Consider the following 25,831-nt stretch of genomic DNA (forward strand, 5'->3'; position numbering starts at 1 on the left):
TTAAGAAGATAAAAACCTAAAAAACGCAATAAACTGTGAACCAAATAATTTCCCTCTGTCTGATTCTCGGACTTTCCCTAGGCAATCCCTTAGCGGCACAACAAAGTCGATCCAATAAAAAACCGAATGTTATTGTCATCCTTACAGATGACCAAGGTTACAAAGATCTGGGAAGCTACGGGGCAACGGACTTAAAGACCCCAAATATTGACCGGCTGGCTACAGAAGGCGTGAAATTCACCCAATTTTATGCCGCAGCACCTGTTTGCTCCCCTTCAAGAGCGGCATTAATGACTGGTAAATATAATTTTAATGCGGGTCTTTTTGGCAATGTCGTTCCTCCCAATTCAGATCCTGAAGGTAAATCCGGATTGCCTACTGAAGAAGTTACTATGGCGGAAATGTTTAAATCCAATGGCTATAGAACTGGTTTAATAGGCAAATGGCATTTGGGACATACCCCAGAGAAATTACCCAACGGGCAAGGATTTGATTATTTCTTTGGACACCAAAGAGGATGTATTGATAATTTTTCGCACTTTTTCTTCTGGCATGGTCCTAACCTTCATGACCTCTATCGAAATGAAACAGAAATATACAGGCCTGGAGAATTTTTCGGTGACCTCATGGTACAAGAAATGAAACAATTTATAAGTGAAAAGTCAGACCAACCCTTTTTCACTTATTGGGCGATTAACATGCCTCATTACCCTTATCAGGGAGATCCTAAATGGCTAGATTATTACAGTAAGCTCGAAACGCCTAGGAAAGAATATGCTGCATTTGTATCCACAATTGATGAAATGGTTGGAGAGATATATTACCACCTTGAAGCCATAGGTGAACTCGATAACACAATCATTGTCTACCAATCAGATCACGGTTTTAGCGTAGAAGAGCGCGCCTTTTTTGGCGGTGGGGATGCAGGCGCTTTGAATGGTGCTAAGTTTAGCATGTTGGAAGGAGGAATAAGAGTTCCTGCCATTATCAGATTTCCTTCCGTAATACCAGAAAGTGAGAGCAGACATCATTGGGCAAATAGTATCGATTGGATGCCAACACTTGCCGAATTAACTGGAATTACCATTCCTTCCAGTCAAAAAATAGATGGAAAAAGCCTGTTGCCGCTGATTTTAGATCCAAAAAAGACCACTCCACATGAAACCATGTATTGGGGCACTGGATTCCCTGACAATAAGAAACATGCCTGGGCTGTTCGAAAAGGCCCATGGAAGTTACTAGGCAATCCCTATGACCCCACCGGTAAGCTGACCTTTACCGAGGCAGACAAACTCTACCTAAGCAATATGGAAATGGACTCTACGGAGGTAAATAACCTTGCGGAAAAATACCCAGAAAGAGTTAAAGAGTTAAATGAAATGTATGAAAGTTGGATAAATGGAATAAAAAGTAAAATAAAATAGGTCCTTTTTTACCTATGTTACAATAAATAGTTTCAAGCTTCAAACCCTATTTATTAAAGTAAAACCGAAGTTTTGAATAAATAATTAAAAATAAACTACATCATAAAAAAGATAAATAAAATTTTAATCAAACTTTAGTTTAAAATTAAAAAGTAAGGAAAAGTTTTCCTTACTTTTTAATTTTCTAGGGTATTCACTTCAAAATTCAATGTTGTAATTCATCATTTTTATTCATTAAATTTCGGAATAGTATTACATTAACAATTTTTACAATACATTATTCCGATATTTTATTATGTGTGGTATAGTAGCATACATTGGATCCAGAGAAGCATATCCAATAATTTTAAAGGGCCTTCAACGGCTAGAATACCGAGGCTATGACAGTTCAGGCGTGGCCCTCTTAGACAAGGAGTTAACTGTTTACAAAAAGATGGGTAAGGTAGCTGAGCTAGAATCCTCTCTAGTGGGCAAAAACCTGCATGCTCATTCGGGGATTGGCCATACCAGATGGGCAACTCATGGAGAGCCTTCAGACAGAAATGCCCATCCTCATCGTTCAAAATCAGGTAAACTGGCAATGGTCCACAATGGTATCATTGAAAATTTTGCACCAATTAAAAAAGAGTTGCTGCAAAAAGGCTATGTTTTTGAAAGTGAAACCGATACAGAAGTATTGCTTCATTTCATAGATGACATCTACCAAAATGATGCAGAAAACCTGGAGGAAGCGGTTAGAAAAGCCCTTAAGCGAATTGTGGGAGCTTATGTAATCATTATCCTGGATCAGGATCATCCGGACACGCTAATAGCTGCACGAAAAGGGAGTCCTTTGGTTATTGGAATTGGAAAAAACGAGCATTTTTTGGCCTCTGATGCCTCACCAATCATAGAATATACCAAAGAAGTGGTTTATATCAATGACTATGAAATGGCCATTGTAAAGCCTGATGAATTGATCCTAAAAAATCCAGGGAACGAAAGAATAACCCCTTATATTACTAAACTTGATATGGAGTTGGCGGCCATAGAAAAAGGGGGCTATGAGCATTTTATGCTGAAGGAAATTTTTGAGCAACCGACAGCAGTTTTTGATTGCCTTAGAGGTAGACTTGACGCCAAAAATAGCCACATCACTATGGGGGGCATTGATCAACACCTTGATTTGTTGAAAGAGGCCAAAAGAATCATCATAGTAGGTTGTGGTACTTCTTGGCATGCCGGACTTTTGGCTGAGTATGTCATAGAAGAACTTTGCCGCGTACCCGTTGAAGTTGAGTATGCTTCTGAATTCAGGTACCGGAATCCAGTGATAAACCCAGGAGATGTGATCATTGCGGTCTCTCAGAGTGGGGAAACGGCCGACACTTTGGTGGCGCTTGAAAATGCTAAAAGTAAGGGAGCATTTATTTTTGGAGTAGTCAATGTAGTGGGCTCAAGTATTGCCAGGTTATCTGAAGCGGGTGCCTATACCCATGCAGGTCCAGAGATCGGTGTAGCCTCAACCAAGGCATTTACGGCTCAGCTTGCCGTACTCTATATGATTGCCATTAAACTGGGCTATGCCAAAGGAACTTTGTCCAAAGACAGGTACCAACATTTGATTAACGAGCTTTCTTTGGTCCCTGATAAAATTCAGGATGTGCTGAATGCTGCACCCTCTATCAAAAAATTAGCTGCTAAATACCAAGACGCAAGAGATTTTCTTTTCTTAGGAAGAGGATACAATTTCCCAATAGCCCTTGAAGGAGCGCTTAAATTAAAAGAAATCAGTTATATCCACGCAGAAGGATACCCTGCTGCTGAAATGAAGCATGGCCCAATTGCGCTTGTAGAAGAAACACTACCTGTAGTGTTTGTGGCCACTAAAGACCTTTACCATGAAAAGCTCGTTAGCAATGCCAGGGAAATCAAAGCCAGAAAAGGAATGGTATTGGCTGTGGTTACTGAAAATGATACCGTATTCGAAGAAATAGCAGATGACATCATTTCTGTTCCTGCCGCTGATGAACTTATTGCCCCAATGATAAGCGTTGTTTCGCTACAACTTCTGGCTTACTATACTGGCCTTGCCAAAGGACTGGATGTAGACAAACCCAGGAATTTAGCAAAATCTGTAACTGTTGAATAGCCTATTTTTTATATAAAGATTTAAAAATGAATAAAATTTCCCGCCACCCATTGTCATCTTTGGGCTATCAATTCATTGATCCTAAATATTTACCGGAAGGTGCCGATGAATACTACCTTCGAAACAAGCAAAACAGGACAAAAACGCTTTTTCGAAACTTAAATGCAAGTGAACTTGAACAGCTTGTACGAAATCGAAATCAAGCGGACAACTGGAACAACATCTTGGTTTCGGATGCTTTTAATCCTGATCTGGTAAAAAATTGTAAATTTTTCGGCTTGATTAGAATAGGAAAATTAGAACCTTTTTTCCTTGAATACCATAACTTAAGAATGCCAGTAGGCCTATACAACAGTACCATTATCAGTTGTGATATTGGAGACAATGTGGTCATTGACAATGTAAATTACCTTTCACATTATATATTAGGTGACGAGGTTGTATTGGTAAATGTCAATGAGATGTCTACAACAAGCCATGCAAAATTTGGCAATGGCATCGTAAAGGAAGGCGAATCAGAAGAGGTAAGGATATGGCTTGAGCTTTGTAATGAAAACGGAGGCAGAAAGGTAGCCCCATTTAGTGGGATGCTTCCTGGTGATGCATGGATGTGGTCAAGGTACAGGACAGACGAAATTTTTCAGTCCAAACTACTCTCCTTTACACAAAATGAGTTTGATGTTAAAAGGGGGTATTATGGCAAAGTGGGCAATCGCTGCATAATTAAGAACACCCTCATCATCAAAGATGTCTGGATCGGATCGGATGCTTATATCAAAGGGGCCAATAAACTCAAAAATCTAACGATCCACTCAACAGCGGACGCAAGCACCCAGGTAGGTGAAGGCTGTGAATTGGTAAATGGTATTGTGAGTGAAGGTTGCACCCTTTTCTATGGGGTAAAAGCGGTAAGGTTTTTAATGGCGGCGCAGTCCCAATTAAAATATGGTGCCAGGCTAATCAATAGCTATTTAGGCTCAAATGCTACCATCTCTTGTTGTGAGGTTTTGAACTCCCTAATTTTCCCTTCCCACGAACAGCACCATAACAATTCCTTTTTGTGTGCCGCCTTGGTCCAAGGACAGAGCAATATGGCCGCTGGCGCAACAGTGGGTTCCAACCATAACTCCAGAGGAGCAGATGGTGAAATCATTGCAGGAAGGGGCTTTTGGCCTGGCTTATGCGTAAGCCTTAAACACAATTCCCGCTTGGCTACCTTTACCATTGTGGCCAAAGGTGATTATCCGGCTGAGTTGGATATCCCGATACCATTTTCTTTACTAAGCAATGATGTTACCCATGATGAGCTGATCGTTATGCCTGCTTATTGGTTTCAATACAACCTTTATGCTTTGTCTAGAAACGCTTGGAAATACAAAGCCAGAGACAAAAGAATAGAGAAATTTCAGCGGTTGGAATTTGATTTCCTGGCTCCTGATAGTATGATGGAAGTATTGAAGTCTATCACTGTATTAGAAGAACTTTGTGGCAAGGCATTTTACACTAAATTCCCATCTGAATCAGAGGAGTCCACTCAATCTGTTCGGCAAAAAGGAAAAGAATTGCTTTCTTCAAAAAACCCTATAGTAAAAAATTTAGATGTTTTTGCGACAGGTTGGGAAAACAGCAAAAGGAAAATTAGACTGATAAAGGTCGCTGAGGCCTATACCCTATTCAAACAACTCATTCAATATTATCCTGTTTATTGCTTGTCAGAATATTATTCTAGGGTAGATTTGAGTGATGGAAGCCTCATAAAAGAGTTGACCTCCAATCTCCCTGCCCCTGACATATGGATTAATGTTGGTGGTCAATTGGTTCCAAAACTTAACATGGACCAATTGGTAGCAGATGTAAAAGAAGGCGAAATAAACAGTTGGAATGACCTGCATGATCGCTATATAAAACTTGGGAATGAGTATGAAGTAGCTAAAACCAAACATGCTTTTGCCATAGCCTTTGCAGATCAGGGAATAGAATCTTCAGCTTTTAATAATGGGCAATTTTACGAAATGCTGGAAGGATCTAAATCTTTTCGGCAATCGATGTCTGAAAAAATTTATACCAGTAGGAAAAAAGACTATGACAACCCTTTTAGAAACATGGTTTATGCCAACGAAAAAGAAAGGGATCAGGTATTGGGTTCTTTACAAGACAATAGCTTTATCCATACTGAAAAAGAGGAAAGTCAAAAGTTTATTCAACAAATAGATGATTTTCTGGAAGGTCTAAAGAAGTTTATGGACTGATTGTTTTTTGATCCAAAAAGTAAAAGGGAGAATAGCTGTGGCTACTCTCCCTTTTTTTTATCCCGTTTCATCCTCAAGCTTACCAAACCTATCACAATACAAGGTATATCCAAATACATAGGAGCCGTTCTTTGCCTTCCCTTTTCTTTCGAAATCACAAAACACCAAAAAAATCAGCAACTCCTTTCTGGTTTTATAGTAATCTGGCTTTTTTTACGACTATAATTTCACTAAATTATATTTAAATCTGCATTTGGTCCAAACACATATAAATTATGATCGGCAAAGCTATTTTTAGGGTGATTTTGTTTGGAATAATATGTCAGCTTATTGCATTTCATTCACAAGCACAATCTTGTCCCGACCTAAAACTTGATCCCTCTGAAATAAATCAAAGTTATTTGGAGATTCAGTCTCCTGAAGGAATTCAGCAGATTCCATTGCCTTATATCATGGTTTTCCCTGAAGGCAAAGAACGAATTTATTGCTTATTGCCCGATATTTTAACTACTCAAAACACCCCAATCATTCAATGGAATGAATTGGTTCTAAAAAAGGGTTTGAATACAACAGATAAGTGGCAAGGAAATATAGATAGGGCTAAATTTTACCCAACACCTTGCCTTCCTGAATTGAAACCTACAAATTTTACAAATGCCTTATCAGCCTCTGATTTTTATTATGATACACAGGCAAATCTTGTTACATTGAAAGGCAGCATTTCATTTGCCAGTATAGAGGACAATAAAATTACATTGCACCTAAATATTGTGGATCAAACAATCCCTAAACCAAAAATTAATAATTTATCAGGTAAGCTATTTACTCAAACTGGAGAGATGAAAGTGATTTCTGGTGAGATAAGCTTTGAAAAAAACAAAGAGATTTTAAGAGGCTCAGGCATTGCTTCATCAAGCACAGGAAATCAGGGGTTTGAATTTTCAATCCCACAATACAATGGGACTTCTGGTAACTATGTGGCAAATGAAGGCGATGAAAAACATCCTTTATTTACCCTTTTTAATGTAATAGGTGAACCTTCAACTAGTTTGGAAATAAATAAATATGAACTAGGGCCAGAGGACTTGAATTTCAGTTCATTTTTTGACAAATACCCCTTTAAGATAGATTCTTTAGACCTAAGTCGCTTAAAACCAAAATCAAAATTGACTAGTAGTTCTATTGCTTTAGATCCAAAGCCCGAGCCTGTATTAGTGGCACTTTACAACAGTGCTTTCTATGGAATCAATCTTGGGATGGAAACATTGAAAAAAGCTATTAGTAACTCGGTACATCCCCCACCCTCATGGAAGGAAAATCTAGCCGTAAAATTAAGAACCTACCCTATTTGGCAGTTTCAAATTGAAGAAATAATAGAGGAATCCAAGCCCAAAAAGCTGGTCATACGAAATGATATCTCTCCTATTTCCGAGGGAAAAGAGCGTAAGCCAACCATAAGCATGGATCAGGTAAATGCCATGAATGGTGGCTTTGCTAAAATCTTCAAATCTTTTGATGAAAACAATGACACTTTACAGTTAAAAAAAGCTGTATTGTTGCTTTTTTCTGAAAACAACCTACCTACCACAGCTTCCCTTAGTGATGATTTCGAAGCGTTTTTAGTCACTACCGTCACGGAATTTCGTGACCAAGAGAAGAATGTTTTGGAGAACACACCAAGTCATACGGGTGGCATCACTTTGAATGGTGTTGAAAAGCTATCCTATGAACTCCTACTAGATGAAAAAGCGCAATTCCCTCTATTAAGACAATTTGAAATTAATGACACTAAAATTGAAATCCATTACGGAGACACCATTATCCTAATGGCAAATAATTCCCGTCAAGGCCAACAACAACTATCCATTCCGGGGAATCCTGGGCTTTACGATATTTACCAGTTTTATGGGGTATTGAAACAGCTTCCCTTGTCCTTAGGATTTAAAACCAATCTTGGGTTTTTCGACCTTTCAGTTGAAACCCAGGTTTTAACAACAAAAACAGAACAAATTGAAAGACAATTGGTAATTCCTGATTATATTCATGCCGCCATAAAGGTAATCGAAGAAGTAAACATAGAAAATCAACCTGCTTTTAAAATTAATGTGATATTTCAGGGCATGAAAAACAGTCTATTTGTCGAAAGTTACCAAGATGAGCATTCCGGCATTTACTACATTACCAAGTCCCAACCCCATCAACTAATAAAAGCCATCTTCGAAGAAGGAATAGTTTTAGAATAATCAAAAAAATCAATGCAGTATCAATTAAAAACCCAAATCCTCAAGACTTTTAGTTTCCTTATTATAGCTTCAACTTTCTATTTAAGCTCCTGCCAAAAAACCGAACCAATAGCAAGCGAAGCAGATCAAAAAGCCGCACTCGAAAATGGCTACCTTGCTCACGAAGGATACCGAAGGAGCATGTATTTTGTAAATGCATGGCTAGAATATGCAGACAAAGAAACGGGGTTAATCCCAAGAAATTTAAACGAAAGCATAGACATTTGGAACGCCAAAGATGCTGCAGCGGACAACTATCCATTTATGGTATTGGCTTCCGCAATTTTAGACAAAGAACTATATGAAGGAAAAATGTCAGAAATCCTTCAAACCGAAATCAAACTAACCTCCAGACTTGACAGACTTCCAGATACTTATTCCTTTAGCAAAGATGGATTTGAAAATGAGGAGATGGATAAAAATGAAGTTATTTTTGGTGCTTCAGAATACATCAAAGATGGCTTATTGCCTTTAACAGAATACATAGGGCATACTCCTTGGTCTGAGCGAATGATAGACTTGCTTGACGACATTTGGAAAAACGCCTCTTACGAAACGCCCTATGGCCTCATTCCTTCCTTGAATGTAGAAGTCAATGGTGAATTACTACAGGCATTGTCACGCGTATATTGGATGACTGGAGATGAGAAATACCTGGACTGGGCCAAACGTTTGGGAGATTATTACCTACTAGGTGGGCATCACCCTACAGATGATGTTGAATTACTTAGACTTAGGGACCATGGTTGTGAAATCGTTTCGGGATTGTGCGAACTCTATGTTGCCGTTGCCAATAGTGATACTGAGAAATATGCTGCTTATAAGGAACCTATTTACCGAATGTTAGATAGAATACTTGAAGTTGGCATCAATGAAGACGGTCTTTTTTATAACCAAATTAACCCTCAAACAGGGGAAATCTTAGATGAGGAAATTGCAGACACCTATGGCTACACCTACAATGCCTATTATAGTGTTTTTCTGCAAGACAATTATCAGCCCTATCAAGAAGCTGTCCTTAAGGCCATGGGTAACCTCTATAAATACACCAATTTTGATTGGGAAGAGGGAAGTGCCGATGGTTATGCAGATGCAATTGAAAGTGCGCTAAACTTATACAATAGAGAACCTTTAGATGGGACAAAAGAGTGGATTGACAGTGAGATTCAGCACATGTGGTCACTTCAGGATTCGTCCCACAGAAAAAATACTGAGAAATTCAGGAACACAGGCGTCATTGAAGGTTGGCATGGGGATGGCAATTTTGCCCGTACTAGCATTATGTATTGCTTATGGAAAAGTCAGGGAGTCACTGCTTCTCCCTGGAAGGAACAACTTTACCTAGGCGCAATTCCTATGGACAAAGGAATTTTAATAAGCATGGTGAGTGATTCAGATTGGGAAGGAAAAATTCAATTTGACCGTCCGAGGCACCAAACTATCTTCAAACTGCCTATGGACTATCCAAGAATCAACCAACTACCTGAGTGGTTTACCGCCACTGAAGGCAAAAAGTACAAGGTCACGTTTTTAAAAGGCGAAACAGCGCATACTTACCGTGGAGAAGAACTTGTAGATGGAATTGAGATCAGTCTTGAAAAAGGACAGCAGGTATCTCTAATGGTGGTACCATTAGAAAAATGATTCCAGTCCCATTTTTTTTTAGTATTGAAACAAAGGTTTAACCACCATGGGGTCAGTTTATAGCTGTCTTTTTAATAGTGGAAATGTAAAATAAAAGGGTTTCAAGCGTTTCAAAATCAATTCTGAAACGCTTGAAACCCTGCATTAAAAAGATCACCAGTATCGGTTACCTAATATTTATATTTAGAAAACGACCTATTACACGTTTTTTCACTATCCCTCTTTCTTTTCTTTCAATTTTTGCTGAACAATATCTGCTGGATACTTTAAGGTAAGGTCTCTGATTTCAAAGGAGAAGTCACTGTACAGTTTTTGCCAAATCTCTTTCTCTTCCTCTGTATATTTATAAAAACCTTTCCCATTGATTATACCTAAACCTCCCTCATCTACTATCTTATTAATGAGTTTTCCTGGTGCTACAGAATTGTCCAAGGTTGGAAAAAGGTCCTTCATTACCTTCCTATAGGAAGCTATGCCAGTAAAATCCATCCAACGGAAAACTCCCATCATAGGAATAAAGTACCCTGCTACATTACGGCAGGCCCTATCTACATCTTCCACTGAGGCATATTCACCATCCACCAAGTGCATGGCTTCCCGGTACATGGCATACATAAGCCTATTGGCTATAAATCCCGGAATATCCTTCTTTAACAAAACAGTTTCTTTTTGCCACAATTCACCAAGTCCATAAAGAAATTGTGCTTTATCCAAATCACTTTTCTCTCCACAAATAACTTCTAAAAAGCGAGTGGTAAAAGCCGGTTCCATCCAGTGCAACCCAAAAAATCTTTCCGGATGACTAACAAAAACCTGTAAATCAGTTATAGGAATAGCAGAGGTATTACTTGTGATATATGCATCCTTAGAAACAATTTTATCCACTGCTTTGAAAACTTCTCCTTTTATATTTAAATCTTCTTTTATGGACTCAATCACTAATTGGCAATCTTTTAGGTTGGCCAGGTCAGATGATATGTGTAGGTTTTTAAGGTAATCTTTAGGTGTGCCATTTAAGAGCCCTTTTTCTTCAGCCAATTTGAAATGACTGTTAATCCGAAGTCGCGCACCCTCAAGTGCACCTTCTACCAACTCCACACCTGTCACAGGATGTCCGGCGATCAGCATGCAAACAGCAATACTACTACCCATCATACCCAAACCAATTATTCCTACAGGAAAATTTTTAGGATCAAATTCACTCGACATATTGATATATTAAGGGATAAAAAAGCTGGCTATATATTTAGCCAGCCTTTACTCAATTGATTGATTTTATAAATGTACAACTTTTCCGGTTCTGACAGATTCATCACAAGCAAAAGCTATTCTTAAACTATTAACAGCATCCTCCATATGATCCGTCAAGTCAATATCCTCCTGAATAGCCTTTAGAAAATATTCTTGTTCACGCTTACACAATCCATTGTGATCCGGTTCATCTGTAAGGTCAATCCATTCGTCTTCATGGGCGAATTTCTCATTTTCGTCAAGCTCAGACCTGTGGTACAGAAGTGACTCGGTTTTGGTATGGGCTTCTATACTGTCAGATTTCCCAGATCCACCAGCCTCTTTGGCAACTATTGAAACGGATCCTTCGGGGCCAAATACATCTTTAATGAAAAACGCAGTCTCACTGACCATAGGTCCCCATCCTGCTTCATACCATCCAACAGAACCATCTTCAAACCTGATCTGAAGATTTCCATAGTTATAATTTCCTTCTGGAATCTCTTCAGTAAGCCTTGCGCCTATTGCATATACTTGAACTGGCTTGGAACGAGTCATCTGGCACATCACATCAATATAATGAACACCACAATCCACTATTGGACTTAGGCTTTTCATTAGATTTCTATGAAGGGTCCACATCTTGCCTTCACTTTGTTGGTTTAGGTTCATTCGCATGACCAATGGTTTGCCTAATTTTTGGCTGACAGCGATAAAATTCTCCCAAGAAGGGTGATGTCTTAAAATATAGCCAACAACAAGTTTTTTATTGTGTTTGGCAGCAGCGTTAACCACTCTTCTGGCCCCTTCTACAGTATCTGCAAGAGGTTTTTCTACAAAAATATGGCAGCCTCTTTCAATGGCTTCAATGGCAAAGGTTTCATGTGTATCAGGGTAAGTTGATATACTTACCGCATCTGGTTTAGTGGCATCCATGGCTTTGTAAAAGTCATCGTAAAGCGGATAACCTCCTCCGAGTTTTTCATTTAATACTTCCTTGGTTTTACCTCCAGATACAAGGCCTACGATTTCATAACCATCCAACTGGTGATAAGCCAGTGCATGGGAGGCCCCCATATTGCCACATCCTACTACTAATACTTTTATTGATTTTTGGGTCATGGTATATTTTTTATGTGATTAAAATTAACTTTTAAGTGTTTGATTGCTGGTCAAATTATTTGATCAATGGATAAAGTGTAATGTCCTTAAACTGTATGGTAGCCCCTTCAGATTGCACTTGAATCCTACCAAATTCAGGCTGTACGTTAGTCGCAAAATTCACCAACTTTCCGTTCAAAAAGACAGCAATATTGCCTTCCCAAGTCTGAACTTCCAAGTCATTCCACTTACCTACTTTTTTCTCTACTTCTTTCTTTCCCCTGAAGCCTATGGTATCCGTCCATTTAGGAGACCTTCCATACCAGTTAATTCTTCCCTTATTAATTCGTACAAGATCTCCTCCTGGTTCATAAAGATGTGAACTTCCTTGTAACTCTTTTGCTACAGGAGCACTTAAGCCGAAGGTTTCAGTACCATCCCCAACCGCTAAGAAATCACCTGTTCCACCTTCGATGATCTGAACCTCTATGCCATGCATCCAAATACCACTGTATCCACCATCTTCACCTTTGGAGTGAATTAAAAGACCGCTATCTCTGGCCTTTTCTTTACGGTCACCATAGGTTTCCCCATCCCAGCGAAAAGAGGTTTTCAAAATGTAGTTGTCGTAAGGGTTATTGGTAGTAATGCATCCCCATTCTTCTCCGCTTATTGTTAATAAACCATCGGCTACTTGAAAAACCTTCTTAGGATCTTCATCTCTTCCCCTGTCCTTAATAAAAGTATACCAGTAGTCAAGATTTTCACCATTAAATAACTCAATTGCCTCCCCTTTTTCCCAGCTTTCAGGTAGTTCAATAGGAAAACTTTGGGCCATGGCAGAAAAATTCACCATAATAAGGACGAAAAACAATACTAAACAGAAACTTGGCTTTCTAAGCATAATTACATTTTTCATTGGTTCAAATTAATTAAATTATTTATCTCTGGTATAAATACCATCCGGTAATGATTGTAGGTAGTGCATTAGGTCACTGACTTCCTGATTGTCCAGATTGGTAAGCAAGCCCGCTGGCATCAAGGATTGATTGGCCTCTTTTAAAGTCACAATGTCTTGTTCTTCCACCTGTACCGTACTTCCTGGCCCTATAGACAGTTCATACCTTCCATTTTCATATTTTTTCACAATTCCCATATAATTCTGGGACTTGGTTTGTAAAGAGACAGTCTCATACTCCCGGGCAAAACTTGCTCCGGGGAAAAGCATGGCTTCTAAAATATCATGTTTAGACCGAATCTCTCCGATATTGGTAAGGTCAGGTCCAAAAGTTTGTCCTTTACCCGCTACTGCATGGCAGGTACTACAAGCCCCTTTTCCATAGAAGATGGCTCTGCCTCTATCCACATCCCCTTTTACTAAACCTAAAGCCATTTCTTCCAGTTGCGCCAGACGTCCTCCTTGTCTAATTTCAAGGCTATCTACAATAACCTTTCCTGTAGCACTGCCTTCAAATAAGCTCGCCAATTGACTTGTCGACAAATTGTCCCAAACCTCTTTTCGTTCCAATAATTTTGATTCCAATTCGGATAATAAATTGGCATCAGAAACGCCTTCAAATAACTCCAATAAATAGGGAATGTCCCCATTGGGAGCGTTGGAAAATACATTATCAAGTAGCCAAGACAATTCGGTCGGCGCTAAGGTTAAGTTCCTCAGGACATTAAGCGACACTCCGTGTAGCGGTTGTTGCCCTTTGACAAGCAATTGGTTGGCTATCCATTGAAAATCCTTTGTAGCCAAAGGTTCACCTAAGGTGGCTAAACCTTCATAAATGGATAATTTGAGTGAAGGATTATCTTGATTGGTTGCCAACATGCTTTTGAACTTATCAAGGAAGTGGACAACCTTTAACTGTACAGCCAAATTAATGGCCGCTTTCTGAATACGCTCATCCTGGTTATTCAATAAGACCAATAAACTATTTTTAAGCTTTGGTGAAATCTCTTTTGGAGGATTATCTTCCAGTAAATTTAAAATTTGGAATTTTTCCTCAGCAGATTTATTGGTACTACTTAGCGCTTCAGCAAGAAAAGACTGAACAGCGTCAGCATTCACAAAAGAAGGTAAAATGGAAGTAAGCTCATTTATATCTCCATTGTCCTGAGAAAAATAATACGTCAAATAAGTAGTGAAAGCATTTTCCCATCCGGGGTGGTTTTTCAACACCCAAAGTGCCGTTCCTCTTATGGTACTGTCTTCGTCGCTAAGATAAGGTTGAATCAACCCTTCGTTCAATGCTCCACTTTGCTTTTGATCAAGGGCAATTATAGCCGCTTTATTAAATTTCCCTTCCTGAATTTCTTCCAATAGCATTTCTTCATTTTCCATTTGAATCAAAGCGAAAATAACGGCATGCTCTAAAAACCTGTCAGATGGCTGCTCATTCAGTAATTTGATTAAAGGCTTAGTTGCTTGAGGGTCTCCAATTTGCCCTAAGGCCACAGCTACCTGTCTTGCCAAGGCCAAATTTGTCTGGTTTTGCAATAAACTTATTAGCTCCCCTTTAGCAGAAATAACCTCTGCCATACCCAATACCCTTGCAGTAGCTATTTTCACCTGGTCACTATTGTCTTTTAAACCGACAATTACTTGATTCCATGCCCTCGGGTTCTGGGTTCTAAACAGTAAGAAAACAGCCTTAGTCCTAATATTTTCATCTGGATGGGTTTCCAATAATTTTACCAAGTAAGGAATCGCAACAAGTGGTTGCTTAAGTAGGTATTCCCCAGCTTTATCAGAAACTTTAAACCTGGAATCGCCCAATAGGCCCACTAATTCCGGAACGCTTAGGCTTTCCCAGGAGATGCTATTTCCCCAAAGGTCGTCACCATCTGATTTATTGCTTGTTTTCCTTATCCTAAATATACCGCCTGAAACCTCCGGTTTTGCAGTTCTACTTAATGGACAACCTGAAATAAACCAGCCACCAGTATTTACAACCAACAAATTCCCATTCGGCTCCTGAAGAACATCTGTAGGGTGAAAATCAGGTAGACTGGATGTCATAAAATGCTGGCTTTCGGCGTCAAAAGTAGCTCCTTTTGGAGTGAGGACTGTCTTTACAATCCTACCAGTATTGAATTCTGCATGAAATAAGTTGCCTTGAAAAGATTCTCCCCAGCTATCCCCTGCATAGCGCATAAGCCCTGCAGGAGAAACTCTCGCCATTTTATGCATAACAGGCATCAAATCACCTGTTCGGACCAATTTATCTTCTCCAATTACAGGATTTGGCTTAGGGTATACGCCATCCTCTACCCAGTGCATTAATGCATCTCTGTAACCTCCCTGTGGATCTGTGAAATAGGTCATTGTGCCCATTACATCCCCAGTAGGGGTAAAAACCAACTCAATAGAATTGTCGAAACCACCTCCAGCGAAGCTCTGCAATTGTGAGCCATTGGGTAAACAACGCCATATTCTGGCTCCTTTACCTTTAAAATTCACAAATTCCTGGCTTTGAATATCAAAGCCTCGCCTCGCATCTGCCATGTACAGATACCCATCCGGCCCCATAAATGGCCCACTTAAAATGGCTGCATTGTGATGCAAAGTCCAACCTGTTATTAATATTTCCTTTTCCTCAGCAACGCCGTCTCCATCATGGTCTGTGAACTTAATCAAATCTGGAGAAGCAGTGACAATTAAACTCCCATTTACAAAGGCACCCCCCATTGGGAAAGGGATTTTGTCAACGTAAACGGTCTTATGATCAAAAACTCCATCGGCATCCAAATCTTTCAATAATAAAATTTGAAAATTCGGTTCATCCAAAATTTCCTCGGTGCCTTCGGTATGCCCACTGGACTCCATTATAAACAGCCCACCCTTATCATCAAACACCGCAAACATCGGGTATTTAACAAGACCTGGTTTAACCGCCTCCTCAATCACAAAGCCATCAGGCACCTCAATTCCAGGTACTTGTACATGGGTATCTTCCCAAATACCCAAAGTTGCCCAAATGGCCAAGAGAAGAACAATGCCAGTAAGCCCAAACCATAATTTATTCTTATTATTTTTCCTTTCTATCATGAATAACAAGAATTTATAGAGCCTTCTCTCTATTTAATAAGATTGGAAAAAACTGTCCTTCTAATTTCTCACCAGGAGAGAAAATAGGAACACCTTTCAACAATTCTTTGTCAGTGTTTGATTTTGTACCATCTGCAAAAACATTCAACACAAAGGCTCTTCTGGATCTTTCTGATTTGTTTTCGTATGACCCGTGAACCATTAGGGGATGATGGAAAGTACCATAACCTCTTTCCATTTCTATAGGAACAGGTTTAAATTCCTTTTTTTGGTCATCTGTTAGGTATTCCATTAAACCTTCCATATCTCCCGCCAATTCAGGTTTGTCTAATAAACCCCATTGGTGGCTTTTGGGAACATAATAAAGACAGCCATTCTCAACATCTACATCATCTAAGCCTACCCAGCAGGTCAGATGCTGCATGGGTACTGACCTGGTCCAATAAGAATAATCCTGATGCCAGGCCACAACCCCACCATGTTTGGCAGGTTTGCAAAACAACTGATCATGCCAGAAGCGTACTGAATTATCTCCTAGTAACTGGCTAGCCGCCATGACGAATGCAGGATTCCACAAAATATCGTGGAATCCTTCCTTAATTCGCCAATGTCCCAAAGAATGAAAAAGAACGGTATCAGGATTTGATGATTCATTAGAAGCAAAATCGTAAAACAATTCCAATCCAGGTTGATTGGGATCTGTTAGGCTTTCAAGCTCCTTATTAAGTTGAGCCACCTGCCAATGTTCCAATAGTTTGATATTGGGTAAATAACCATTGGTATGGAAAAACACTATTTGTTCCTCTGTCAATCGATATTGATCCCAATCTTCATCACTTTTTGGCCATTCAAAAAGATCGGAGATCAGTTCATGAACTTTTGATAAATCACTCACCATATGATATTACAATTATGGGTTGGTTAATAAAGGCGCAATTTGATCAGCAGAAGTAACTCCCGCTGGCAATTCTGTAACAGTAAGGTTTCGGAAATGAATTGGAGCTCCTTCGGACTCAAGACAGATATAACCCTTTTTTTGTGTGGCCTTACTGATACCATTAACAAATTTTCCATTGACGGAAAGTTTAACAACACCATCCACGGCTACGACCACATAAGTATTCCACTGACCTTTACCTAAACAACGGTTCTCTATGGATTTGCTACGTGTTCCTCTAGGCGTGTCCGGTACCGTTTCTACACCACCAACACCAAATAATTCACCATGAACATAAGCAATTGGAGGCAATTCGCCTTTGTCATTTTTATGTTGGTTTACCCAATCCAACTCCAGCATTTGAACTTCCAAACCATTGGGAAGGTCATTTGGTCCTGGAGTAGCATCTGACCAAACAAAGGTTCCGGAATTCCCACCATCCGACATGTGTTTCCATTCCACAAACATGATGAAATTTTCGTATTGCTTTTCAGAACGAATCACTCCAATTGGCAATCCTTCACAAACCAATTCGTCTCCATCAAAATGCCAGGTATCTTTACCCGTGTTCACATCTATCCAATTAATTGATTTGCCTTTGGCTTTTTTACCTTGAACCAAAGCATTTAAGTCCTGCTCGGTTCCAAATTTAAAGAGCTTTTCCTGTGCCTCTACAACTTCTGAGAACAGTCCAAAAAGGACAAAAGCAGTTATAAACTTATACATTGTCTTCATATTTATGCTTTTAAGAATTAAGTTTTATACCGCTTTGGTAATACCTGGTATAGGTACTTGCGGTACATCTACCACCAAATCCCAACGATAGTCTGCCGCATCCGGCCCCAACTTCACTTCACTTTTCATTGCTTCTTCCCAAGTTATAGTTTGACCACTATAGCCTACCATTCTACCTATTATGGCCAGCATGGTACTATTTGCCATCAACTCACCTTGATTCATCGATTGCCCATCCCTAATGGAAGCAAACAATTCCTCATGTTGTGTTTCATAAGGGTTGTTGGATTGACCTTTATAATCCCATCGGGTTTCACCCATTGTGGCGTGAGTCCTTTTACCAGAATCTATAGTCGCAAATCCTTCAGTTCCTGTGAAATCGGCTCTGTTGGTATTCGAGCAACCTTTTTGTTGCCTGCTCATATGCACACCTTTGATATTGTTCTCGTATTGGTACTCTATAGCAAAATGGTCGTATATATTTCCCCATTTTTCTTCGGTTCTTGCTTGTCTTCCACCTGTACCTGTAGCACTTATTGGCAAACGATCCCCCAACGCCCAAGACATTAGGTCAAGGCTATGAACCATCATCTCCACAATATAATCACCTGATAACCAATCATAATAATACCAATTCCTCAATTGGTATTCCATCTCAGTCCAACTCTCTTGTCGCTCTTTGTACCACAATCCTCCCCCATTCCTGATAGTAAAAACACTGGTAATGTCTCCAATTTCCCCGTTATTCATACGTTCAAATAAGGCTCTTTTTGGCAAATCAAACCTATAGGTAAATCCTGAAACCACTGATAGCCCTTTTTCTTTGGCCAATCTGGCTGATTCCAAAACACTCCTTATACCAGGAGCATCTACCGCTACTGGTTTTTCACAAAAAACATGCTTACCTGCTTCAACGGCAGCTTTAAAATGCGAAGGTCTGAAAGCTGGAGGAGTTGTTAAAATAACAACATCAACACCTGAGTCAAGCACTTGCTGAATAGCATCAAAGCCAACAAACTTATGTGCCTGGTCAACTTTCACCTGCTCGGGGTTTATTTTGACAAGAGATTGGTAAGATTCTTCGAGATAATCTTCGAAAATATCTCCCATAGCAGTCAATTCTGCATCCTTATCCGCTTTTAGCGCTTGCGCAGCAGCTCCAGTTCCTCTTCCACCACATCCAATGAGTCCTACCTTAAGTTTGGCTCTTTGTCCGGCAAATCCTTCTCTGATATTGAAACCAAAGGGCAATACTGAACCGGCTACAATAGCTGTTCCAGTAGATTTTAAAAATGATCGGCGATTCTTATTATTTTGATCCATAGTATATAACTGTTTTGAGACCTATTGGTCCTATAGAATAATGAATAAAACGTAAAATACGATATGTCTTATCAACTTCAAACAATTTTTATGTCAAAAGGTATGGCATTTGCTAATTAAATATTTGTAGTTGTTCTGTTTGGGTAAAAAATAATATATTTGGCTTGATTGACTATAAACCCACTACACCCATGCCACGCAATAGTTCTGTTGAAAACACAAGTGAACTTACTTCTTTGATAAAAGGAGATGTCTTAAATGATGCCTATTCTTTGGCCATGTATGCTACAGATGCCAGCATTTATCAAATCAAGCCCTTGGCTGTTGTCCTACCAAAGGATGAATCAGATGTTCAGAAAGCCATCACTTGGGCAAGCAAAAATAAAATTTCTATCCTTCCCCGCGGAGGAGGCACCAGTTTGGCTGGACAGACCGTTGGGGCTTCTATTGTCCTCGATTTTTCCAAATACATGAACCAAACCCTTGAAATAAACCAAGAAGAAAATTGGGTGAGGGTACAACCAGGAAAAGTCAGAGATGTTCTCAATGAGGAACTGGCACCATTAGGCCTGCATTTTCCCGTAGATCCTGCCACCTCAAGCAGGGCAAATGTTGGAGGTATGGTTGGCAATAACTCTTCTGGAACAAAAAGCATCATTTATGGTAAAACAGTGGACCATGTACTTGAGGCAAAAGTACTTCTGGCTGATGGTACCTTAATGCATTTGCAAAACAAAACCCTGGAAGAATTCAAAGCGATAGGCAAACAAGAAAGTAGAGAAGGAGAAATTTATCATTCATTCACTGAACTCATAGAAAAAAACAAGGCGTTAATTGAGGCCAAGTTTCCGAAAGTTATGCGACGGGTGGGCGGTTATAATCTGGATGAATTTATTCAGGTAGACCACTGGAACCTGTCCAAACTAATTACAGGAAGTGAAGGCACTTTGGCAACCACTCTCGAATTAAAACTCAATCTAGCCCCACTCCCAAAATTTAAATCAGTGTGCGTTGTACACTTTGATGCCTTGCTTGATGCAGTAGGGGCAATTACACCCATACTGGAATTCAAGCCTTCAGCAGTAGAAATATTGGATAAAATTGTAGTGGACTTAAGCAGGGAAAACCTGACCACTCAACGCCATTGTCACTTTATCAGCGGAAACCCGGATGCCATTCTAATTGTAGAATTTTATGGGGATACCCTTAAGGATGTTATGGACAGGCCTTTGGCAATGATCAAAGATCTTCAGGAAAAAGCCTTGGGATATGCCTATCCTCTTTTCCCTCAGGGACCTGAATACGAAGATGTATGGGTAGTAAGAAAAAAGGGACTCGGACTAATGCTAGGCATCAAAGGCAAAAAGAAACCACTACCATTTATAGAGGATGCGGGTATCCCTACCCAATACCTAAAAGATTATATAGACAGAACCCTTCAAATTTGTAAGAAACACAACACAGCCATCGCCATGTATGCCCATGTGAGTGTGGGTGTTATTCATGTGAGGCCTATCCTTGACCTCAGGCAACAGGTGGATATCAAGAGACTAGAAGATATCGCCGAGGACACTTTTAACCTGGTTATGGAATATGGAGGCTCCTGGAGTGGTGAACACGGGGATGGGCTAGTAAGGAGTTCTTTTAATGAAAAGTTTTTTGGGAAAGAACTTTACCAGGCCTTTATTCAAATAAAGAAATTATTCGACCCTGAAAATCTGATGAATCCAGGGAAAATAATATCGAATCAATCCATTTCAGAAAACCTGCGCTATGGGGCAAATTATAAAGACAAGGCAGTAAAGACCGAGTTCCTTTACAAATCAGAACAAAGCTTTCAGGAATCAGTGCACATGTGCACAGGGGTTGGTGAATGCCGGAAATTGCTGGGAGGCACCATGTGCCCAAGTTTCAAAGCCACAAGAGACGAAGAACATTCCACCAGAGGCAGAGCCAACGCATTGAGAATGGCCATGTCTGGTCAATTGGACGAAGAGGGTTTACCAAGTGAAAGACTACAGGAAACTTTAAGTCTATGTTTAAGTTGTAAAGCATGTAAATCTGAGTGCCCCAGTAATGTGGACATGGCTAAAATGAAAAGTGAGGTTCAACAATTGTATTTTGACAAACATGGACCTTCAATTAGGGATAAAATGATCCGTGATGCCCCAAAAATGGCCAGGCGCTTCGCGGGTACACTTTCCTCAACCATTAACAAAATTCAATCCACTAAACCTTTTAAGTTGGGCTTAGAAAAAATTGCAGGTTTTGATAAACGGCGAACACTTCCTGAATATGCGAAAGAACCATTTTATAAATGGTTCAAAAAAAATGAGATCAATCTTTTAAAAACAGACAAAAAAGTAGTGCTTTTTGCAGATACCTATTTGAATTTCCATGAACCTGAAATTGGAAAAGATGCCGTAAAACTCTTAAATGACTGCGGCTATGAAGTGATTTTGGCAAATGTAGGTTGCTGTCAACGTCCTAAAATCTCCCATGGATTTTTAAGAGAAGCAAAGGATGCTGGCTATGTTACTATACATGAATTGGTTAAATTTATAGACAAAGGGCTGAAAGTAGTGGTTTGTGAGCCAAGTTGTGCCTCTGCATTGAATGATGATTTTCCAGACTTATTAACTGAGGAGGGATTGGCTGAAAAATTAAAGGAAAACATACTCATGATTGATGTTTTTTTACATCAAGAGATGGCAAAAGGTTCACTAGACATAAAATTGCAAGCCAAGGAAGGGAAATTGCATGTACATGGCCATTGCCATCAAAAAGCGCTTTATGGTACACAGGGGATGAAACAAACATTAGGCAAACCCGAAGAATTTGATGAAATACCCTCGGGGTGTTGTGGAATGGCCGGATCCTTCGGCTACGAGAAGGAACATTATGAATTGTCGAAAAAAATTGGCGAAGAAATCTTGTTTCCTTCTGTCAGGAAACTACCAGAAAATGCTTCCATTGCTGCATGTGGCTTTTCTTGTCGGCACCAAATAGACCATTTCACTGGTATAAAGACCAAGCACTGGGTGTCATGTGTAGAAGTAATTAAACCAGATTAAAGCTATATCCATCCTATCACTTGAAGTAATCACAAATACCATTGCCTAATACAGGTTCAATAAATATAACAATAGCCCACGAAACCTTAATTCCATCATGAAAGACAATAGCAGGAGAAAATTCGTCAAACAAGCTACAGCAAGTGCTGCCAGTTTCTTTATAGTGCCTTCACATGTCGTAAGTGGTCTGGGCCACAAAGCTCCAAGCGACAAATTGAATATTGCTGGAGTTGGGATTGGTGGTAAAGGCAGACCCAACCTAAATGGCATGAAATCCGAAAACATTGTGGCACTCTGTGATACAGACTGGTCCTATTCCAAGCCTTGTTTTGAAGATTTTCCAAAAGCAAAGAAATACTATGATTGGCGGAAAATGTTTGATGAAATGGGTAAAGATATTGACGCTGTAATGGTAGCTACTCCTGACCATACCCATGCAATAGTTGCCGCTACGGCATTGACAATGGACAAGCATGTTTATTGCCAAAAGCCTTTAACGCATTCCATCTACGAATCCCGTTTACTCACACAACTGGCAAAAATTCATCCTGTTGCTACCCAAATGGGAAATCAGGGGAACTCAGGAATTGATGCCAAAGAGGTTATCGAATGGATTCAGAATGGGGAAATAGGCGAAGTAAAAGAAGTACATACCTGGACCAACCGCCCCATTTGGCCTCAGGGACTGGAAAGACCTAAGGAAGCCATGACTCCTCCTGACACTTTAGACTGGGATTTGTTTTTAGGGCCTGCTGCCTACAGACCATACAATGAAATATACACCCCTTGGAATTGGCGGGGCTGGTGGGATTTTGGTACTGGAGCTTTTGGAGACATGGCCTGTCATGTATTGGACCCCGTTTATGCGGCATTGGACCTTGGCTACCCAGATCAAATCGAAGGCAATTCCTCCCCTTTTAATACTGAAAGTCCTCCACAATCAGAGCAAGTAAAATTTCATTTCCCTGAGAGGTCTCCAATAAATGGATTTAATCTCCCTGAAGTGGATGTTTTTTGGTATGATGGAGGCTTATTGCCCTATAGACCCGACTTATTACCAGATGGAATTGATCTTATGGCAGATAGACTTGGAGGATGTATTTTTGTAGGCACCAAAGACACCTTGTATAGCGGTTGCGGAGGCGTTGGTAAAAGATTGCTTTCTGGAAGAGAACCAAAAATAAGCCCTCGTTTAAGAAGAATACCCAAAGCCAAAGGGTACAAGGATGGTCCTCATGAACAAGACTGGATCAGAGCTTGTAAAGAATCCCCTGAATCCAGGGTTCAAAGCACATCCAATTTTGCTTATTCTGGCCCATTCAATGAAATGGTTCTTCTAGGTGTTTTAGCGATTCGACTACAGAGCCTTAACAAAACCCTTCAATGGGATGGTCCATCCATGCGGTTTACCAATATTACAGCTGGTGATGAATTAAAAATAATCGAAAGCAATCATTTTTCTATGAGAAATGGGAGACCTGTTTTCGAAAGTAAATACATGGAGACCAAAGCATTGGAAGCAGCTAGACAGTACATTCGTCACGAATACAGAGAAGGATGGAAATTACCTGTTGAGTTGGATCAGTTATAAACCTTTCTTTATAAAAAAGCCAATCCCAATGAACCTTCTAAAGATGGGTTTATGACCTCTTATTGGCATATTTCGGATTAAAATAGGCTAACGTACGCAACGAACAAAGGCAAAAAGAAAGCTGTTCAACTGGGAGACCCAACTTGAACAGCTTTTTTAATAACTTTTTATAACCCCAAATAAAGGGTAGGGTTACTAAGTGAATTTTGGTTTGAATTTAAAAATGCACACCGAAAACCTCAGCACCTTTTACAGGCATGTCACAAGTAAAAACGCCTCCACTCAACGGATATTTCTCCAGCATTTCAGGAGTCATATTTTCCTGAGCGGTAGTTATCAATAACTCATTCATTTCTTTCCCTCCAAAAGCGCAGGAAGTAACATTGGGAGCAGGAACATTGATTTTATTCAATTGGTCGCCGGTTTCAGGATCCCACTGGTAAACACCGAAGCCCCCATAATGGGCAACCCAAAGTTTTCCATTTTGATCCATACACATCCCATCAGGTGTCCCAAGGGATTCCGGAATCTTAACAGCTACTCTTTTGAAACTTATTTTCCCTGTGCTCAGATCGTAATCATAGGCTTTGATTTCTCGGGTAGGGCTGTCTATAAAATACATGGTTTTGTGGTCCAGAGACCAACAGATCCCATTGGAAATGGATACATCCTCCATTTTTTTAGTCACCGTTAGGTCTTTTTCTACGCAATAGAGTGCCCCTGCATGGTCTGTGAATTTGGTACTCATGGTACCCACCCAAAGCCTACCTTCACTGTCACAGGCGCCGTCATTACAACGGTTTTCAGGTTTGTCTTTTTCAATGTCACATAGCCAGTCAAATTTCTCCGTGTTTGGGTCAAAAAGGGCAAGTTTTGCATCCAAAGCCAGAACAAGCTTCCCATTACCATCCGGAACTACTAAAGTTAACCTGTGTGGAAAAGACCATTTCTTTACCCCACTTACTTCCGGAATAAGTTGGTACAAATGCCCCTTTTCTATATCTACCCAAAGGTAACATCCCTGATCTGCCAGCCATGTAGGGCTTTCGGCTAAAATACATTGTGCATTCAATAATAATTTCGCTTCCAAATCACAAAGGTTTTAAAATCGGTGCAAATGATACATTTGCACCGATTTTCATTCTATATTATTTATTTCGGCCAGTAAATAGCTATTTTTTTCTGGAGAAAGGTTACACTTCTCTCCAATTGATCCATGCCATCTACTCCATCTTCAATACTGATCCAGCTGTCGAAACCAACGCGTTTCAATTCTGTAAAGATCGCATCATAATCATTCAATCCTTTCCCAATTTCTCCATGACTCAACCTTTTGGCATAACCCACGGCTCCACCTTCTTCTTTTCTAAGGTCTTCTATGGTTCCTGATTTCAAGTACCTGTCACTTGCATGCATGGTAACTACTCTGTCAGAAACGCGCTTCAACAATTCAATAGGATCTTCTCCTGCTAGAAAAGTGTTACTAGGATCATAATTGACACCAAAGTTAGGATGGTCAATGCTATCTACCAATTTACAGAAAACATCCATTTGCTGTGCAAACTCAGGATATTCCCAGAAATCATCTTTGTAATGATTTTCAAGAATCAAGGTAATGCCTCTTTCCTGGGCATAAGGAATACAAGCCATAATTGAATCGGCCGCAAGTTTCACTCCTTCATCCAATGTCAATTCAGGTCTTTTTTGACCGGAAAGCACCCTACAATAATTACCACCAAGGGTATGGGTCATGTCAATCCAATGCTTCTGCTTGGCTATTTCATTGTCCCGAAAAGCCTTGTCAGGATGCGTGAAATCTGGAGAACAACACATCATAGGGATGCTTTTACCAGTATCCTCCACCATTTTTCTATAAGTTGACCATTTGGACTGATCTTCCATGTCAAGAAAACCTGCGTACCATTCCAAACCTTCAACCTCTAAAGTAGAGGCCAATTGGATCCACTCTTCCAGTTTCATTGTTCCATCCTTACAGAGGGCCTGCATAAAGGCTTTAGGAAATGCTGCTAATTTAGGCATATTTATAATTTCA

General features: G+C 39.9%; 16 protein-coding genes. 7 read left to right on the forward strand and 9 right to left on the reverse strand.

Annotated features, from left to right (window positions below; all coding sequences use genetic code 11):
• Positions 1 to 35: 35 nt before the first annotated feature.
• The 5 genes from AC0L7T_RS15580 to AC0L7T_RS15600 all read left to right on the forward strand — a co-directional run bounded on the left by AC0L7T_RS15580 (position 36) and on the right by AC0L7T_RS15600 (position 9,730).
• Positions 36 to 1,424: a sulfatase-like hydrolase/transferase gene (locus tag AC0L7T_RS15580; protein ID WP_473336341.1), complete on the forward strand. Its 1,389-nt coding sequence runs from the start codon at positions 36 to 38 to the stop codon at positions 1,422 to 1,424.
• A gap of 295 nt (positions 1,425 to 1,719) precedes the next feature.
• Complete coding sequence (gene glmS / locus AC0L7T_RS15585; protein WP_473336342.1) at positions 1,720 to 3,555, forward strand: glutamine--fructose-6-phosphate transaminase (isomerizing); 1,836 nt, start codon at positions 1,720 to 1,722, stop codon at positions 3,553 to 3,555.
• Between the two features lie 26 nt (positions 3,556 to 3,581).
• Positions 3,582 to 5,804: a DUF4954 family protein gene (locus tag AC0L7T_RS15590; RefSeq protein ID WP_473336344.1), complete on the forward strand. Its 2,223-nt coding sequence runs from the start codon at positions 3,582 to 3,584 to the stop codon at positions 5,802 to 5,804.
• Positions 5,805 to 6,079: 275 nt separating this feature from the next.
• On the forward strand, positions 6,080 to 8,047 hold the full coding sequence (locus AC0L7T_RS15595; RefSeq protein WP_473336346.1) for a hypothetical protein: 1,968 nt from the start codon (positions 6,080 to 6,082) through the stop codon (positions 8,045 to 8,047).
• Between the two features lie 12 nt (positions 8,048 to 8,059).
• Positions 8,060 to 9,730: a hypothetical protein gene (locus tag AC0L7T_RS15600; protein WP_473336348.1), complete on the forward strand. Its 1,671-nt coding sequence runs from the start codon at positions 8,060 to 8,062 to the stop codon at positions 9,728 to 9,730.
• Positions 9,731 to 9,943: 213 nt separating this feature from the next.
• On the opposite strand, the gene AC0L7T_RS15605 is transcribed toward AC0L7T_RS15600, so the two are convergent.
• The 7 genes from AC0L7T_RS15605 to AC0L7T_RS15635 all read right to left on the reverse strand — a co-directional run bounded on the left by AC0L7T_RS15605 (position 9,944) and on the right by AC0L7T_RS15635 (position 19,113).
• A complete protein-coding gene (locus AC0L7T_RS15605; RefSeq protein WP_473336350.1) occupies positions 9,944 to 10,939 on the reverse strand; it encodes a 3-hydroxyacyl-CoA dehydrogenase family protein in 996 nt (331 codons plus the stop codon).
• Positions 10,940 to 11,005: 66 nt separating this feature from the next.
• Positions 11,006 to 12,082, reverse strand: a complete 1,077-nt coding sequence (locus AC0L7T_RS15610; protein ID WP_473336351.1) for a Gfo/Idh/MocA family protein — start codon at positions 12,080 to 12,082, stop codon at positions 11,006 to 11,008.
• A 55-nt stretch (positions 12,083 to 12,137) separates the two neighbouring features.
• A complete protein-coding gene (locus tag AC0L7T_RS15615) occupies positions 12,138 to 12,980 on the reverse strand; it encodes a 3-keto-disaccharide hydrolase (protein ID WP_473336353.1) in 843 nt (280 codons plus the stop codon).
• Positions 12,981 to 12,998: 18 nt separating this feature from the next.
• Positions 12,999 to 16,118, reverse strand: a complete 3,120-nt coding sequence (locus AC0L7T_RS15620; RefSeq protein ID WP_473336354.1) for a PVC-type heme-binding CxxCH protein — start codon at positions 16,116 to 16,118, stop codon at positions 12,999 to 13,001.
• 13 nt (positions 16,119 to 16,131) lie between these two features.
• Positions 16,132 to 17,016 carry a phytanoyl-CoA dioxygenase family protein gene (locus AC0L7T_RS15625; RefSeq protein ID WP_473336355.1) on the reverse strand — a complete coding sequence of 295 codons (885 nt, stop codon included), beginning with the start codon at positions 17,014 to 17,016 and terminating at the stop codon, positions 16,132 to 16,134.
• Positions 17,017 to 17,028: 12 nt separating this feature from the next.
• Entirely contained in the window at positions 17,029 to 17,781 is a 753-nt protein-coding gene (locus tag AC0L7T_RS15630) for a 3-keto-disaccharide hydrolase (protein WP_473336357.1), read from the reverse strand.
• 33 nt (positions 17,782 to 17,814) lie between these two features.
• Positions 17,815 to 19,113 carry a Gfo/Idh/MocA family protein gene (locus tag AC0L7T_RS15635; protein ID WP_473336358.1) on the reverse strand — a complete coding sequence of 433 codons (1,299 nt, stop codon included), beginning with the start codon at positions 19,111 to 19,113 and terminating at the stop codon, positions 17,815 to 17,817.
• Between the two features lie 191 nt (positions 19,114 to 19,304).
• On the opposite strand from AC0L7T_RS15635, the gene AC0L7T_RS15640 reads away from it, so the two are divergent.
• Together AC0L7T_RS15640 and AC0L7T_RS15645 are read left to right on the forward strand one after the other, a co-directional pair.
• Positions 19,305 to 22,187, forward strand: a complete 2,883-nt coding sequence (locus tag AC0L7T_RS15640; protein WP_473336362.1) for an FAD-binding and (Fe-S)-binding domain-containing protein — start codon at positions 19,305 to 19,307, stop codon at positions 22,185 to 22,187.
• Between the two features lie 97 nt (positions 22,188 to 22,284).
• On the forward strand, positions 22,285 to 23,778 hold the full coding sequence (locus tag AC0L7T_RS15645; protein ID WP_473336364.1) for a Gfo/Idh/MocA family protein: 1,494 nt from the start codon (positions 22,285 to 22,287) through the stop codon (positions 23,776 to 23,778).
• Between the two features lie 217 nt (positions 23,779 to 23,995).
• Here AC0L7T_RS15645 and AC0L7T_RS15650 read toward each other — a convergent pair whose 3' ends face one another.
• Positions 23,996 to 24,868, reverse strand: coding sequence for an SMP-30/gluconolactonase/LRE family protein (locus tag AC0L7T_RS15650; RefSeq protein ID WP_473336366.1), 873 nt, complete (start codon positions 24,866 to 24,868; stop codon positions 23,996 to 23,998).
• A gap of 62 nt (positions 24,869 to 24,930) precedes the next feature.
• On the reverse strand, positions 24,931 to 25,818 hold the full coding sequence (locus AC0L7T_RS15655) for a sugar phosphate isomerase/epimerase family protein (protein WP_473336368.1): 888 nt from the start codon (positions 25,816 to 25,818) through the stop codon (positions 24,931 to 24,933).
• Between the last annotated feature and the right edge of the window lie 13 nt (positions 25,819 to 25,831).

This window comes from Cyclobacterium sp. 10D3-21, from assembly GCF_055809755.1.

Excerpts from the sequence above, each read along its gene's own strand:
- glmS (WP_473336342.1), top strand. The coding sequence starts at position 1,720 with ATGTGTGGTATAGTAGCATACATTGGATCCAGAGAAGCATATCCAATA.
- AC0L7T_RS15590 (WP_473336344.1), top strand. The coding sequence starts at position 3,582 with ATGAATAAAATTTCCCGCCACCCATTGTCATCTTTGGGCTATCAATTC.
- AC0L7T_RS15595 (WP_473336346.1), top strand. The coding sequence starts at position 6,080 with ATGATCGGCAAAGCTATTTTTAGGGTGATTTTGTTTGGAATAATATGT.
- AC0L7T_RS15600 (WP_473336348.1), top strand. The coding sequence starts at position 8,060 with ATGCAGTATCAATTAAAAACCCAAATCCTCAAGACTTTTAGTTTCCTT.
- AC0L7T_RS15605 (WP_473336350.1), bottom strand. The coding sequence starts at position 10,939 with ATGTCGAGTGAATTTGATCCTAAAAATTTTCCTGTAGGAATAATTGGT.
- AC0L7T_RS15610 (WP_473336351.1), bottom strand. The coding sequence starts at position 12,082 with ATGACCCAAAAATCAATAAAAGTATTAGTAGTAGGATGTGGCAATATG.
- AC0L7T_RS15615 (WP_473336353.1), bottom strand. The coding sequence starts at position 12,980 with ATGAAAAATGTAATTATGCTTAGAAAGCCAAGTTTCTGTTTAGTATTG.
- AC0L7T_RS15620 (WP_473336354.1), bottom strand. The coding sequence starts at position 16,118 with ATGATAGAAAGGAAAAATAATAAGAATAAATTATGGTTTGGGCTTACT.
- AC0L7T_RS15625 (WP_473336355.1), bottom strand. The coding sequence starts at position 17,016 with ATGGTGAGTGATTTATCAAAAGTTCATGAACTGATCTCCGATCTTTTT.
- AC0L7T_RS15630 (WP_473336357.1), bottom strand. The coding sequence starts at position 17,781 with ATGTATAAGTTTATAACTGCTTTTGTCCTTTTTGGACTGTTCTCAGAA.
- AC0L7T_RS15635 (WP_473336358.1), bottom strand. The coding sequence starts at position 19,113 with ATGGATCAAAATAATAAGAATCGCCGATCATTTTTAAAATCTACTGGA.
- AC0L7T_RS15640 (WP_473336362.1), top strand. The coding sequence starts at position 19,305 with ATGCCACGCAATAGTTCTGTTGAAAACACAAGTGAACTTACTTCTTTG.
- AC0L7T_RS15645 (WP_473336364.1), top strand. The coding sequence starts at position 22,285 with ATGAAAGACAATAGCAGGAGAAAATTCGTCAAACAAGCTACAGCAAGT.
- AC0L7T_RS15655 (WP_473336368.1), bottom strand. The coding sequence starts at position 25,818 with ATGCCTAAATTAGCAGCATTTCCTAAAGCCTTTATGCAGGCCCTCTGT.